Origin of the sequence: Synechococcus sp. BIOS-E4-1 (assembly GCF_014279995.1) — a bacterium.
Lineage (GTDB): Bacteria > Cyanobacteriota > Cyanobacteriia > PCC-6307 > Cyanobiaceae > Synechococcus_C.
The window spans coordinates 2,240,116-2,252,165 of the sequence record NZ_CP047935.1; the positions used below are offsets into that span (position 1 = coordinate 2,240,116).

At 49.2% G+C, this 12,050-nt stretch carries 16 protein-coding genes; 8 read left to right on the forward strand and 8 right to left on the reverse strand.

All coding sequences use genetic code 11. The features are described from left to right. Positions 1-40 precede the first annotated feature (40 nt). Positions 41-547, reverse strand: a complete 507-nt coding sequence (locus SynBIOSE41_RS17850) for a patatin-like phospholipase family protein (RefSeq protein WP_222930541.1) — start codon at positions 545-547, stop codon at positions 41-43. A gap of 1,009 nt (positions 548-1,556) precedes the next feature. Between SynBIOSE41_RS17850 and SynBIOSE41_RS12105 the strand changes: the two genes are divergently transcribed. After that, entirely contained in the window at positions 1,557-1,733 is a 177-nt protein-coding gene (locus tag SynBIOSE41_RS12105) for a hypothetical protein (RefSeq protein WP_186538088.1), read from the forward strand. Between the two features lie 991 nt (positions 1,734-2,724). After that, the gene (locus tag SynBIOSE41_RS12110; protein ID WP_186538089.1) at positions 2,725-2,988 is read left to right on the forward strand and encodes a hypothetical protein; all 264 of its coding nucleotides are present in this window, start codon (positions 2,725-2,727) and stop codon (positions 2,986-2,988) included. Positions 2,989-3,178: 190 nt separating this feature from the next. Here the strand turns inward: SynBIOSE41_RS12110 and SynBIOSE41_RS18415 are convergent, their stop codons facing one another. Then, positions 3,179-3,307, reverse strand: coding sequence for a DUF805 domain-containing protein (locus tag SynBIOSE41_RS18415; RefSeq protein WP_370594239.1), 129 nt, complete (start codon positions 3,305-3,307; stop codon positions 3,179-3,181). A 634-nt stretch (positions 3,308-3,941) separates the two neighbouring features. Here SynBIOSE41_RS18415 and SynBIOSE41_RS12115 point away from each other — a divergent pair. Then, positions 3,942-4,214 (forward strand): DUF1651 domain-containing protein, encoded by a 273-nt coding sequence (locus SynBIOSE41_RS12115; protein WP_186538090.1) that lies wholly within the window; start codon positions 3,942-3,944, stop codon positions 4,212-4,214. A 4-nt stretch (positions 4,215-4,218) separates the two neighbouring features. Then, entirely contained in the window at positions 4,219-4,488 is a 270-nt protein-coding gene (locus SynBIOSE41_RS12120) for a hypothetical protein (RefSeq protein ID WP_186538091.1), read from the forward strand. A gap of 75 nt (positions 4,489-4,563) precedes the next feature. Here the strand turns inward: SynBIOSE41_RS12120 and SynBIOSE41_RS12125 are convergent, their stop codons facing one another. Beyond that, on the reverse strand, positions 4,564-5,571 hold the full coding sequence (locus SynBIOSE41_RS12125) for a carbamoyl-phosphate synthase subunit L (protein WP_186538092.1): 1,008 nt from the start codon (positions 5,569-5,571) through the stop codon (positions 4,564-4,566). Between the two features lie 496 nt (positions 5,572-6,067). On the opposite strand from SynBIOSE41_RS12125, the gene SynBIOSE41_RS12130 reads away from it, so the two are divergent. Next, the gene (locus SynBIOSE41_RS12130; protein ID WP_186538093.1) at positions 6,068-6,235 is read left to right on the forward strand and encodes a hypothetical protein; all 168 of its coding nucleotides are present in this window, start codon (positions 6,068-6,070) and stop codon (positions 6,233-6,235) included. Between the two features lie 202 nt (positions 6,236-6,437). Next, positions 6,438-7,031 carry a hypothetical protein gene (locus tag SynBIOSE41_RS12135; RefSeq protein ID WP_186538094.1) on the forward strand — a complete coding sequence of 198 codons (594 nt, stop codon included), beginning with the start codon at positions 6,438-6,440 and terminating at the stop codon, positions 7,029-7,031. Positions 7,032-7,136: 105 nt separating this feature from the next. Here the strand turns inward: SynBIOSE41_RS12135 and SynBIOSE41_RS12140 are convergent, their stop codons facing one another. The 4 genes from SynBIOSE41_RS12140 to SynBIOSE41_RS12155 form a co-directional block, all read right to left on the reverse strand. Beyond that, complete coding sequence (locus tag SynBIOSE41_RS12140) at positions 7,137-7,397, reverse strand: hypothetical protein (protein ID WP_186538095.1); 261 nt, start codon at positions 7,395-7,397, stop codon at positions 7,137-7,139. Positions 7,398-7,503: 106 nt separating this feature from the next. Then, the gene (locus SynBIOSE41_RS12145; protein ID WP_186538096.1) at positions 7,504-7,797 is read right to left on the reverse strand and encodes a 2Fe-2S iron-sulfur cluster-binding protein; all 294 of its coding nucleotides are present in this window, start codon (positions 7,795-7,797) and stop codon (positions 7,504-7,506) included. Between the two features lie 542 nt (positions 7,798-8,339). Beyond that, complete coding sequence (locus tag SynBIOSE41_RS12150; RefSeq protein WP_186538097.1) at positions 8,340-9,101, reverse strand: hypothetical protein; 762 nt, start codon at positions 9,099-9,101, stop codon at positions 8,340-8,342. Positions 9,102-9,854: 753 nt separating this feature from the next. After that, positions 9,855-10,118: a 2TM domain-containing protein gene (locus SynBIOSE41_RS12155; protein ID WP_255475745.1), complete on the reverse strand. Its 264-nt coding sequence runs from the start codon at positions 10,116-10,118 to the stop codon at positions 9,855-9,857. Positions 10,119-10,331: 213 nt separating this feature from the next. Here SynBIOSE41_RS12155 and SynBIOSE41_RS12160 point away from each other — a divergent pair, with 213 nt between their 5' ends. Then, entirely contained in the window at positions 10,332-10,535 is a 204-nt protein-coding gene (locus tag SynBIOSE41_RS12160; RefSeq protein WP_186538099.1) for a conjugal transfer protein TrbI, read from the forward strand. A gap of 343 nt (positions 10,536-10,878) precedes the next feature. Here the strand turns inward: SynBIOSE41_RS12160 and SynBIOSE41_RS12165 are convergent, their stop codons facing one another. Next, a complete protein-coding gene (locus SynBIOSE41_RS12165; protein ID WP_186538100.1) occupies positions 10,879-11,094 on the reverse strand; it encodes a hypothetical protein in 216 nt (71 codons plus the stop codon). 553 nt (positions 11,095-11,647) lie between these two features. On the opposite strand from SynBIOSE41_RS12165, the gene SynBIOSE41_RS12170 reads away from it, so the two are divergent. Beyond that, on the forward strand, positions 11,648-11,806 hold the full coding sequence (locus SynBIOSE41_RS12170) for a hypothetical protein (protein WP_186538101.1): 159 nt from the start codon (positions 11,648-11,650) through the stop codon (positions 11,804-11,806). Positions 11,807-12,050: the final 244 nt, after the last annotated feature.

Genomic DNA, 12,050 nt, shown 5'->3' on the forward strand with positions numbered 1-12,050 from the left:
GCCAAACTCATGTTGCTTGGCAATAAGTAAATCGGCTTTCTTAAGACAACAAAGTCCTCCGTAGTGTTCCGAAAAAATGATTAATATTTTCAAGACTTTCTTTTGTACCAATATAAGCAAAGGGTGCAATAAGAGAACCAGCACTAACTCCGGTCACACCATCAAATCCCGGCATTAATCCAGGTTTATCCGTAACTTTTGACCAGCCAACAAGGAACCCTGATCCGAAGGCTCCGTTTTCTCCCCCTCCAGATATCACCAAAAAATCCATCGTTGCATTTGGATTATCTAAATATCTGTTGTACATTCGATCAACCAAGTTCTCTGCCGATCTTCGCTTACGTTCCAGAAGTTCGGTCATCTCCTGCTGCCGCCGCTGAATAAGTTCAGCCTGAGCGATGTTGACTCGCTTTGCCAACCGATTCTCGGTATTAAATGCGCCTGCACCGAAGTAAGCCAACACAGCAAAAACAAGTATCGAGATGGCGCCAAGACCAAAGGAGGCTGAGATCCACAACCAGAAGTGCCAGGAATGTCTGTTTTTCATCAGTTTCCATTAAGCAACTTTATTCTATACAAGACAATCAGTTGTCACACAAAAGAAGCTATACATAGTTTCGCGTAAGCAATAGTTCTTTTTGCCAGGTCGTCTCATCTCATCATTCAGGATAGATGAGAGTTCCTTATAAGATATCATTTATCTAGATGATCATTTCGGTTTTCATCCTGGGATTTCTAAGCATTACTGAGCACTGACTTACGCAGCGAGAATTTAAAAATCCCCTGCGCTTAGACTGAGAACCCTCAGCTTTATTAACGTTGAAGCCACACTTCATCTCCACTCGCTGAAACAGCGAAACATTCATTGACATCCATCGATCCCGCTACTTTGGTCGTATAACTGAACATCAGCTGGTGTGCAGGAGCTCAACATCTGGTCGCAGAAGTGAGGAGAAAATCAGGTCCGTTAGTCTTGGCTATCAGGTCTGACGGAGCCAGCCGCTGAGGGCCAAAGGCTTGCGAACTGATCGATATAACTGACTACTATCTACTCAAGACAACAATGACTACAAGCATGGCCTGATTGATCCAGAAACTGATCTTTGCTGTTCAAGCCGGAGCCTCAATACCAGACGTCATGGACAACACTCCACAAATGAGACTGCATTGACGTTTAACTGAGGCCGATTTCCCGCCAAGTACTGCTTACTGACGACCGCATCTCGTACATCAAGAGATCCTTAGCAAGAATCGTGAGCGCAATTCCCATAAGAGCGAGACCAATGCCACTATCTTTGTCTGCAGCATTCGATACAACCCTGGAAAGTTCAAGATGTTTCTGCCAGGAATAATGCATCGAAGTCAGATGGGGTAATCCTTTTTAAGCGAGTCAGCAGATCGAATGGCAATGATTAGCTCATTCAGGCAACGCTTTGTAATCAACACAATGTATTCACTCGAGCATCGATCTGCTGAAATGGTTGCAACGACTACGTTTGAGATTTGCTCCCCAGGAACATCTGGGTTAACTTCTGTGCGCCAAGCCAAAAGCTGTTATGGAACCAATTGCTTTGACTCTGGGCCAAAAGTTTGAAATTGAAAAATTCTCCAGGGAGATCGACAGCTCAAAAGATGTACAGCAACTTCGTTCGATTGCCAAAGATCTATTGATGGCATGGCAGCAACAGCAAGCTGCAAGTGCATGGGCAATCCGCCAATCACAAGGCTTGTAGTCAATGCAGATGGGTAGGCCGTCTCAAGAAGACGGCGCCAACTGAAATCTCAGGGGAAGCACTCATCTCCAGTCGAACAAGCAAACAGTGCTCCGCACAAACTCACCAGAGTGAATGGCTCGACCAAACCGCAAGCACCTGCCATGAAATGCCCATGACATGTGCTTGCGGCTCATGATCCTCGACACGCCGTACACCACAGCCGTCCAGGATCGCTTCACGACAACAGCTAGACAGGGTGATCAAGCTGCACTTGATCACGACTGGCTCTCTACCAAGCTGGCGGTGACACGAAGCATGTATTCAGACCAGATCAATAAGGATTCCAATGCCAGCAGCAGCTCATCAAACTTTTGCTGACATCTTTCCCGGAGCTAGCCCGCACTGCATGGCCTATCAAATCGATGATCCCAACAAGAAGCTGTGAATTTCACCCATTTGCTTCGTTCATTGTAAAAATGAATGATCTAGCGATAATTTCATGTATACCATCGAGCGATTGAAGGATGCATCTTCCGAGCAAGAAGTATGGATTCCAGAGATCCAATATAAAACGGAATTCAAAGCATTTGTTAGTGCTCGCACAAAATGCATGGCCACAGGAAAAACCTATCGGATCTTTGACACGCATTCAAAAAATGTACAGTGCGTCATCACTTTACGAGACTGTAGGAAAATATTTAATCTTTAGAGCAATGAGCGATCAGGGCTACAAAGAAGAAAATCAATGCAAACAAGCGCGGATTAATATTTATCAGAAACCTAGCAGCTCAATGCGCCTAAACTCTCGGAGCCATCATTGTCCAGCCTGGCTACTCCTATTCGCATCAACCTTAGATGGGAATTGAGGGATGATTTATACCCAATCATAACAATGCTGAAAGCCATTGGAAGATGTTAGGAAAAAGAGAAGTCCTTGGTATCAGCGACGACAACCCGGCTGCTCTTGATATCTATCAATGCTAGAAAGATGAGCAGCTGCTTAAAGGCAATGGAAAAATCAGAGAAAAGTGCACTGGTTAAAATTGCACTACTAGCTTTTGGCTGGCCTCTGGCTCTCAATCATTTCTATGAGGGAAACCCTGGAATGGGCTTTACCGCCCTCCTAGGAACCTGGCTCGCCTGGGGGACAGTTTTTGGAATCGTGGTCTGGATTTTCCCCTACTTCAATGCACTTTTCAAAGCCTTACGACAGTTTGAAGGTGAGCCTCCCCAGCTTGAGGAAAGGCCCTCCTTAGACCCCAAACGCCAATGAAGTTGGTCATGCAGTGCATATCAACAAGGTATCGAGTCCTGATCCAGTTGAGAAAGTCTGTCAATTGACGCACTCCGAACAAGTGCAGACATCTTGTTGTTGATCAAAACGCAATGACATACTGCGCTTTGCCCAAAAGGAAACCCTTAGAATGCATCTATTTTTTTCATATTTAAACCCATAACTTGGATCATGCCAAAACACTGGGTTGAAGCATCAAACAAAGACACCACAGGCCACCAATCAAGGAAATAAAGCTAATGAAGATCCATAGCCAACTCCTTCCTGAATCACGAAGCCTACGAATACAGAAAGAAATCTACGGGAAGATCTCAGCGATCGAATAGATGATTGAAAAAATATCAAAAACATTTGTATTCAGGAGATTCAGTTCGAGAATCCCAATCCCCCATAACACGATCGAGACAATCGTTGTTAGAAATGTGAACCATCAAAACTCAGATCTCGTCGCTCCACCGCCATTGGTCAAAGACTTAAACCAGACAGTGTTATAGCCTCAATCGGGGCAATGGTCTTTAGTGCAGTGAGCGTTGACACAGTTTTATCCAACACGCCGAATTGATCTGTCAAGGCAATGAGAACAGCCCATCGGGAGCGATTCAGTCCGAAATACTGATCATTTGCTCGGGTGCATCAAGCCAGCGACTCTGTCCTTGTAGGCCACTTCAGGAAAGGTCCTGAAACCGAACGACAGAGGACGGTTGGCCCCCTTCCAGAGGTGATTGAACGGGCATAGACCGAGTGAGGTTCACTCGGAAACACCAATGGCATCCACCAAGTCCCGGCCAAGACCAGAGATTGACTACGCGCAGCTGCTCAAAGAGATGAGCAGACTCGATCTGGCCGACCGTTTGCTGATTAACCGCAAGGGCGACCTCCCCTGAGGACTTTCTCTGTCCCGGATCAATCCTCATGACCGTCAGACTGCAGACATGCCGAATCGTTATCGCGCCACTCACGAATCCCCACCAAAGCCCGAAGGGGAAGGTTGGCTGGTAAATGGTGATGAACAGCTACTGGTGAGGTTCAGCAATGACAACCCAACTGCTCATGGCCAGTGGGTCATCCTGAGTACTTACAGCTGGGTGAGACCCCATCCACCGGTCCCGCAGAGCCAGAGGCGCATGCTCCGGCATAACGCCGTGGAAGCCTGGAAAAACATGCAAATGGTCGGCTGGCGTCGATGCCATCCACCGGTGCGCTGAGTTGATGGCTCCGGGTGATGGCATGAGCCTGAATGAACGGGAGATCTGCCAGCTCATGGGCAACAATCGCATGACCGATGTGCCGCATCACGTTAACGATGCAGGCCAACCTGAACTGATCGCTGCCGCTGACCGAGTATTGATTGGCCGCAATCGCCAATTTAAAACGCGCCTGAATTTCAATATGGTTTTTATCTATCTCTGCTTTAGTGCGCTCACTGCTGAATGGACCCTATACCTGTTAGACATGCCTGAAAATTTTAAAACCATGTGAAAGATGCAAACGCCGTGCGTGCCAAGTGATTAATAAACTTATTTGCGTAATCAATGATTTCAATGCACAGAACAGTTAATCGCCACACTGCTCATCTTCTGCACGACTTGGATTTGCTTCAGAGCAGTTAACTCTCACATATCGATAATCAGGAGAAGAATTGACAAACTCTGCGAGGCTATTGCCCTTTCTTTGATCGCCCTCTGTGCCAAACCTAACAATAAATCCTGCTGAATACCTTGTCTTAAAATTCAAGTCGCGTGTCATTCTTGCATAAATACTAGAATTATCGTTGACGTCTCCAGTAAGCTGTGCCTTGAACCCAAAACCCGAGACGGGGTCAACATAGAGTGGCGGCTCTGATTCATTTGATTGATAGTAAAAGCCTGTTAAAACCTTGATTGAGGGGAACACCTCATATTCGACATCAATCCCAGTCGTCATGAGCGGTGATGCTCCGTAAAAGCCGTAAATAGCTGCGACCTTATTAGATCCAATTCCATATTCACCAATTGGAAATAAACCATACGCTGAAACTTTCGATTTCTCCCCTGCTGTTACTGCACTTAGTGCAAGCTGTTGAAAAAACTGTGTCTGCGGTCCTCCTCGGAAAGCAGTTGCTTCTTTGATGAATTCATCCATGGGAAAACCAGCGATCAAAGGTCTGCTGTCGTATCCAGCCGAAACACCAAAGCCACGATTCAAATGACGATCAATCCATCTATATCCGAGCCGAGTTGATGTTGATATTGAAACCCCCTGAACCTGCACGTCATTAATACTGGAACTAAGATATTCAGGGTTAATATTATAATCGCCTAAATTCAGATCAAATCTACTGTCTAAAAACCAGACTTTATTGGGTTTGACATAGAAAGGATAGAAAAAACCAGCACCTATTCGATTTGTCACTCCAGCATCCTGCAATGCACCTTGGAAACCCCAGTTGAACCTGACGACATCCTTGAAGTTGATGCTGATCGCATCGCCTCGATCCTCAGGCATGCCGTCCTGTGATTTCAAAGGGAGCGGAGCGATGGCAACCGCAGAAACCAGCAGTCCAATGGAGAGGCGACGGAGCATTGGACTGGCATGAAGTCCGCGCATAATGCCTCACCCTGGTCCAGGCAGCTTCCATCTGGCACGGTTCTGCCAGGAAGGGGCTCCAGTGGCGGCAGCGGGCGCTTCAGGTGATCACCCTGCTGGCGCTGCTGCTGACGGAAGTTGCCGGCCGCCTTTGTTCCCCAGTACTGGCAAGTCAGACAGATCCGGCTCCTTTCAAGTTCCGAGGCTCCCACCCAGTCCATCAAATCCCACTCCTTCGTCACTCCTCTCTGCTGTAGTTCATCCGCACTACGACAGATGGGGGCTAATCAAGTCAGGTCGGCAAAGCTTCCTCCTGGCAAGAAGTCACCAGAGGATCAGAGAGAACGCCAATTGCTTGCAGACAAGACACCTCGATGGATCATGCCCGACCAGTGCTTACCTGGATGTTCAGAGATCTGTTGCGACAGGCAGAGTCGTGTCGAGGGCCTCCTCCAAGACTTGAGAGCGAGGTCCAATCACGAGGGAGGTGACCATGGAGTGGACAGATGAATTCATCGCCAGCGGGCAGCATGAGCTGACCGCAATGGTGAACGACTGGAAATACGACTACGGAGCCGATGACAGAGCCTGTATAGCGATGTTGCTGTGGATGGTTCTCAAACTGAATCCTGAAGCTGAGATTGATCCTGCCCTTTTCTGAAATCAACAAGCTGCTGCCATCCACCATGGCTTCCTTACAGCCGTTGCTTCCTTAGAGCGATGGGGCTGACAACATGTCTGATGGGGGAAGATCTTCGCGGGTGCGGTACCGATCAGCATCGCCTTTAACCAGAACATCTCAAACTCACTCCGTTTTGAACAAAACAACTTCAAGGATGTCAATGCAATGGCTGAGCCTTTGTATGGGATCAGCCGCCTTGCTGATCACGACAGCGCAAACCGCGCAGAGCGATGTGATGAACTATCAATGCTTCGAGAGAGACACTCGACGCCCTGTGGCAGCAAGTTTGATCGATCTCAGTACGCCAGAGGTGAGTTGTGAACGCATCACCCTGACAGAACCCACGATCACCTCGCCTGATCAAGCCCCTGAAGACGGCGCTGAACAGCCATTCACAGATCCGGAAATCAGCAGTGGACCAAGCCCGTACGCCGAAATGTCTCCCGATCCAGAAGTCGTGAATCGCTATGTGCGCAATGATCCATTTGCCGCACGGCGAGCAATGAATCTTGCCCGAGGTGCTGCGACCCGGAGAAATGGCGGCCTGAGAATTTATCGCCCTGGAATCTGCATGTATGAAAGTGCATCTAATAATCCCTGCCTGGTCCACGCGGGGCCTGAAGGATTTGAATTCAAGATTCCTGGCGGTGCTCCTGGCTGGGAACAGTCCGCAGGCTCTCCTTCAGTGATGACAAGGATTCTTGTGGGTGCAGACGGACGCTCGCTGCTGCAGATCGATCAGACACTGATCACCGCCCCTGAGACGTCCGACTGAATCATTCAGCGTGAACATGAGCCCTGTCATTCCACCCTTTGCAGAGTGTTCCTGCTGTGGAAAATCGTGACCTGGTCCTGAACGAGCAGCGAGCCTCCAGATCCGTCAGTCTTGATACAGCCTTCTTGTTCCGCTGATCGATTCGCAGTCACTGGGAGGCAATTCGCGCGCTGCACAAGCTTCTTGCACCACCTCAATGCGCTTTGCCCTGGTTGTGGCACCACGACGATTAAGAAGCTCATACATGGCCGGACTGATCAGACGCTCCTGCAGGAGGCGTTCGTTGGTTTGAGCAGATGCATGCAGCCCATACAACGTGAAGACGGCTAGCGAGCAGTACAGAACAGAGTGATGGATTCGGGTCATTCCTACACGCTAGAGCTCAGTACCACCTAGGAAGACATCGCTTCCAGGCCATCCTCTGAATCGTTGGCCACATTGGCCTTCGCCGAACGCAACAGTTGCCTTTCAGCTATGCGAGAAGTTCTTCAGCCTCAGCCTGGATTTTGCAATCGCTTCTGGGGTAAGCAACACAAAGAAGGCTGAAGCCCGCCTCCATCTGCTCCTCATCAAGAAAGCTCTGATCACTTTGATCGAGTGTCCCCTCCGAGACCCTGCCTGCACAGGTTGAGCATGCGCCTGCTTTGCAGGAGTAAGGCAGATCAAGACCTGCTTCCTCCGCTGCATCGAGGATGTATTGATCGTCGTCACAAGCGAAAGCTTGCTCACCCACCTCCGTGACCATCGTGACAGTAAAAGTAGCCATTTGATACCGATGCACTGCCTGCAGCATCAACCGACCAAGCCAATCAATCAACAAAGATTTGGATTTATTTTGGGATCAAACGCATAAAAGCAAACATCAACCAACAACCAAACCCGATACATCGCTTCAGTCAACAAGCAATTTTAGTATCAAGTGCGACAAAAATCTCTGCACAAGATGTTCGGCAAAATACATAAAGGGCACACTTTTTAAATTGAGTTAAGCATGCCCTTACCACTGGAGTCTTTCAATTAGTTTTCATATAAACAAAGGCTTATCCATGACTCGCCAATCCGCAGCCAACCTCCGCAAATTAAATGGACATCTCGTGCATCTTGCTCTAGAAGTCGAGGAGAAAGTTAATCATTCTCGCAGAAATCACAAACTTGAGCTGATGCTGGATCAACACAATAAGGACTTCAAAACTCTTGAGACCACGTAAGCAGCTAGTGGAAACCTCGTTAAGCTAGTGAGGGAATCTATTCGAGGGAAGGGGGCAAGCGAATGATCTAATCACCTACTTTTGGATGAAAAGCATGAGATTAAGCCTGCCTTGATGCGTGACGCACATTTTCGACAAACTGACGGGTTCTATCCATGCATTTCTGAAAGCGAATGGGTTTGTCATTGGCATCTCGAGCGTTTGTTTGCATGCAGCTGTCGACGCCAGCAGGCATGACTTCATGAATAGCGCGTTGGACATTCGAAGGAGATAGTCCGCCCGCCAGAATCACTGGTATTCGACTTTGCTGGACAACGCACCGGGCTGTCGTCCAATCACTGGCAAGGCCTGTAATGCCAATAAAGCCTTCCCCAGATGGTTGATCACTCTGCGCCTCAGCGTTGTCGGCGACGATGCAAGTATCCAGCAGAAAATAATCGGAAATGGGTTCAAACAGCTTTGCGACCTCAAGGCTGGGCAAGAAGCGACCTCGACCTGCCTGAGCGACTGGGATAGCACGCATGACGGCAAGACCTGGATACTTATCTCTAACTTTGGATTGCAGCTCCAGATGGTTTTCACACACAGGCAAAATCCCGGACGAGTCACACAAGCAGTCAGAAAAATGCAATATGTCTGGCCGATAGTAGTCAATAACATTACAAATCACCTCGAAATCGACAAACAAAGGAATGATTGACGATTTGGAGCTGCTGTCCCTAATCGCATTAACTGTATCCAAAAGCTCCGGCTGTCGACAGTCATCAGCACTCAATATCACACTGCCGATATGTTCAACGCCAAGCTCTATCATTGCCTCAGCTTCTTCAGGTGTTTGAATTTCATATATTTGAGTGAGCAAATTGAACTCCTGTCGTTGCGAGGTCTATGCAGAAGTCATAGCAACGACCTTCAAATGCCATGAGTACCCGACCGACAGCTCATGTCCAGTCGCTGATCCGTAGCATCACTCCTGCCCTGCGTAGGCGTTATCAAAGACTGACAGGAGTCTCACCTTCAGGCCAAATGCTCAACGTTTGAGAAAAGCCAATCCCAACCGTCAAAGATCATCCAAGCACCAACCGGTTGTACAAGAACAATTTGGAATCGTAATTCCTTTCTCGAGGACCAAAAGCTTTGATCGCACTGGTCATCGCGCCATATTCGTTCACGTCCATTGATCAGGCGGGGGCGGGTGGCTTTCAGGAGCTTGTCAATCAATGAATGCTCGCTTTGCACTGATCGGCTGTGACCCTGAGTTAGCCAACCCATGCGTCAGCACTGCCTGGTGAGGCACAACGCCAGTGCGGCATGCCAGAGCATGAGAAAACAGAAGTGCAAGACCAATCCGAAAGCCAGGCAACAGCAGCATTGGCTCAGAAGTTGATCAGCCCTGAGCCGAACAATCGGAGTAGCCCGTTGAATGCTTCTTTTTCACTGGCTTGTCGGTCTCGTGGTGGTCAGCGTTTGGATGGTTGCAGCACATGGGGTTCTCCCGTTCGCCTTCCATCAGCCTCGGATTTGTGCTGGTTCGGGCCATCCCCCGTCCGAGTGAATTCTCCAAACTGGCGAGGTGCCGATAGGGTCTTGCCGCAAGATGAACCCCGATTGCTGGTCAGGAGTCCAATCTCCTCATTTCACTTTGGATCTCATCCTCTGTAATCGGCTTTGGTCGATAGTTATAGGAAATGGCTTGCCAGATCAACGCCAGACCCCAAAAAGCGATCGGCCAAATTGGCCAGAAATCACCACGACCCGACAGCGCCCAGATCACCACAAGCGTGATGTTGGTGATGGCATAAATCCTGAGCTGTCTCTCTAGTCCCCTCCGATGCTTGAGGCTTGCGAGGGCACCTTCTCTGCGTTCTTGGTCCGTCATCAATTGAGTCAGACTTGTTTTCAGACCTATAGCAAGGGTCAGTTAACCCGTTCAATTGTTTGTGGACCAGAGTCCACCAGGGCCGAACAGGGACCTCACACCGGTCATCCGCCAGACTCCAAACAGCCAACAGGTCGGGAAGTTCGGATAACCGCTAGAGAAATGCTGCAGTGGATGTCGTAGACCGAATCAATCGTTTTCGAGAGTTTTGAGATGACTAAAACTCTGCTTTTATGCGACTGCTCGCTGTGCAAGTGCAGCGTTGAAGAATCGCTATCGATCAGGATTGGTGGTCAGCACTTCTGCTCTGAGGCTTGCGCCAAAGGACATCCAAGCATGGAGCCCTGCCACGGTGAGCAGGAAGGTTGTCACTGTGGGACCGGAGAGTTGGCACTTCTGCTATCTGCTCCTAGCTAGCCCAGAACCAGCACATACTCTCGGCATCTCCTGCTCGTGGGTTGGAGAGCTCACGGCTGCAGCTCCAAAGCTTGGCGATGAAGGACCCTGATCGGCTAGCAACCCCGATGTCATCGATGTCAGTGCTGAACTGGATGACACCATGAGCAACCGAGTGGACCTCATGCGAAAGATTGGGAGCGAATCGCCAGGAGCTCGGCGATCGCAGGCGGAAGCACTGCCAGCGCAGCAGCAGTTGGCATCATCTCTTGTGAGTCGTGTTGATCGGACATCAACGGACCAATCCGGATATCAACCTCATACGGACTATCTCGATCGGCTCGTTTGCGGAAACGAAATGCCATCAGTAGTCAAATTTGCCGATGTACAGCCCTCTCTCGCAGTTACGGAGCAGGGTTGGACCGGCCATCAATCCGTGTGCCTCGGCCGCCTCAACACACCGATCCATCTTTGCCTCATAAGCCAGACCCCCGAGGATGGGGCTGATCACCTCACCTACCCCTGCCGCGAACACGACAGAACACGCGAAGACCACAAAACGTTTGGTGCACTTGTCCATCAGCCATTCCTCCCATCACAACCTCTTTCGGAATGGCAGCGGCGCGCATCACCCGAAAGGGGGATTGCGTTAATCCAGGTTCTGCATTCAGAGCTACGCACGGTCCTAAACAAGCACCTTGCAGAGGGCTCGTTATACATGGTCAACAATCTGATCTAGCCAAATCCAAAGGCATCAGAACGAGCGCATCCAAGCGCCTATCTGCTAAGAAACATAGGGTTGACGCAAAATATTCGGCAAAGAGAGAAACACACGAACTGCTACACCTGAATGCCATCAAAAGATCAAGCAGCCATCAATCTGATCCGGGTATGTGCCACAACGATTGGCCCGGAGGATGCCGGCAGACAGACACGTTGTCTCCCAGTCAACCGCCTACTGATGTCGCGACGAGATGTTGGCGGTCCACTTGAAACTGCTCGCTATTGCTGTGATCGCTGCTGAAGTTCAGGTGGCTCCAGCTCCGATCTGATCGCAGTGACGGTCATCACGACCTGGAGAGCTCGCAGCACCATCATCAAGTGTCCAGCATTGACTGGTATCTAAAACCTCCATGGATCAAAACGAAATTACCAACTGGAAAGCTATCGCCCAGAAAATGGAGGCTGATGGAAACACCAACAGCTGGTTTTATCTACGTGCCAGAGCCATCGCTGATGGAAAGCCAGACCCGATGCCCAAGGTCGCTGAGTTAATGCCTAAGTCGATTTGATCAAAGGTCTTGCAGCTTCGAACGCTCTGGTGATAAGCAGCGCAAGCATGCTCATCTAGCAAGACGTCTGCTGAAATGGATATGGATCCCTTCATCTTCTTTCCCTAAGCTTCAAGACTACTCATGAATATTTGATTGATTCCTGGAGAAGACTTGCAGACTTAACAAGAGTCCTGGAAAGGCCAGAGGTAGCCAAGCTGATCTCAACAAATGTAGTTCTCGATAGTCCTTCTATTAGAACGGG

Coding starts and splice junctions, on each gene's coding strand:
- SynBIOSE41_RS17850 (WP_222930541.1), bottom strand. CDS start 547: ATGAAAAACAGACATTCCTGGCACTTCTGGTTGTGGATCTCAGCCTCC.
- SynBIOSE41_RS12105 (WP_186538088.1), top strand. CDS start 1,557: ATGGAACCAATTGCTTTGACTCTGGGCCAAAAGTTTGAAATTGAAAAA.
- SynBIOSE41_RS12110 (WP_186538089.1), top strand. CDS start 2,725: ATGGAAAAATCAGAGAAAAGTGCACTGGTTAAAATTGCACTACTAGCT.
- SynBIOSE41_RS12115 (WP_186538090.1), top strand. CDS start 3,942: ATGCCGAATCGTTATCGCGCCACTCACGAATCCCCACCAAAGCCCGAA.
- SynBIOSE41_RS12120 (WP_186538091.1), top strand. CDS start 4,219: ATGGCTCCGGGTGATGGCATGAGCCTGAATGAACGGGAGATCTGCCAG.
- SynBIOSE41_RS12125 (WP_186538092.1), bottom strand. CDS start 5,571: ATGCTCCGTCGCCTCTCCATTGGACTGCTGGTTTCTGCGGTTGCCATC.
- SynBIOSE41_RS12130 (WP_186538093.1), top strand. CDS start 6,068: ATGGAGTGGACAGATGAATTCATCGCCAGCGGGCAGCATGAGCTGACC.
- SynBIOSE41_RS12135 (WP_186538094.1), top strand. CDS start 6,438: ATGGGATCAGCCGCCTTGCTGATCACGACAGCGCAAACCGCGCAGAGC.
- SynBIOSE41_RS12140 (WP_186538095.1), bottom strand. CDS start 7,397: ATGACCCGAATCCATCACTCTGTTCTGTACTGCTCGCTAGCCGTCTTC.
- SynBIOSE41_RS12145 (WP_186538096.1), bottom strand. CDS start 7,797: ATGGCTACTTTTACTGTCACGATGGTCACGGAGGTGGGTGAGCAAGCT.
- SynBIOSE41_RS12155 (WP_255475745.1), bottom strand. CDS start 10,118: ATGACGGACCAAGAACGCAGAGAAGGTGCCCTCGCAAGCCTCAAGCAT.
- SynBIOSE41_RS12160 (WP_186538099.1), top strand. CDS start 10,332: ATGACTAAAACTCTGCTTTTATGCGACTGCTCGCTGTGCAAGTGCAGC.
- SynBIOSE41_RS12165 (WP_186538100.1), bottom strand. CDS start 11,094: ATGGACAAGTGCACCAAACGTTTTGTGGTCTTCGCGTGTTCTGTCGTG.
- SynBIOSE41_RS12170 (WP_186538101.1), top strand. CDS start 11,648: ATGGATCAAAACGAAATTACCAACTGGAAAGCTATCGCCCAGAAAATG.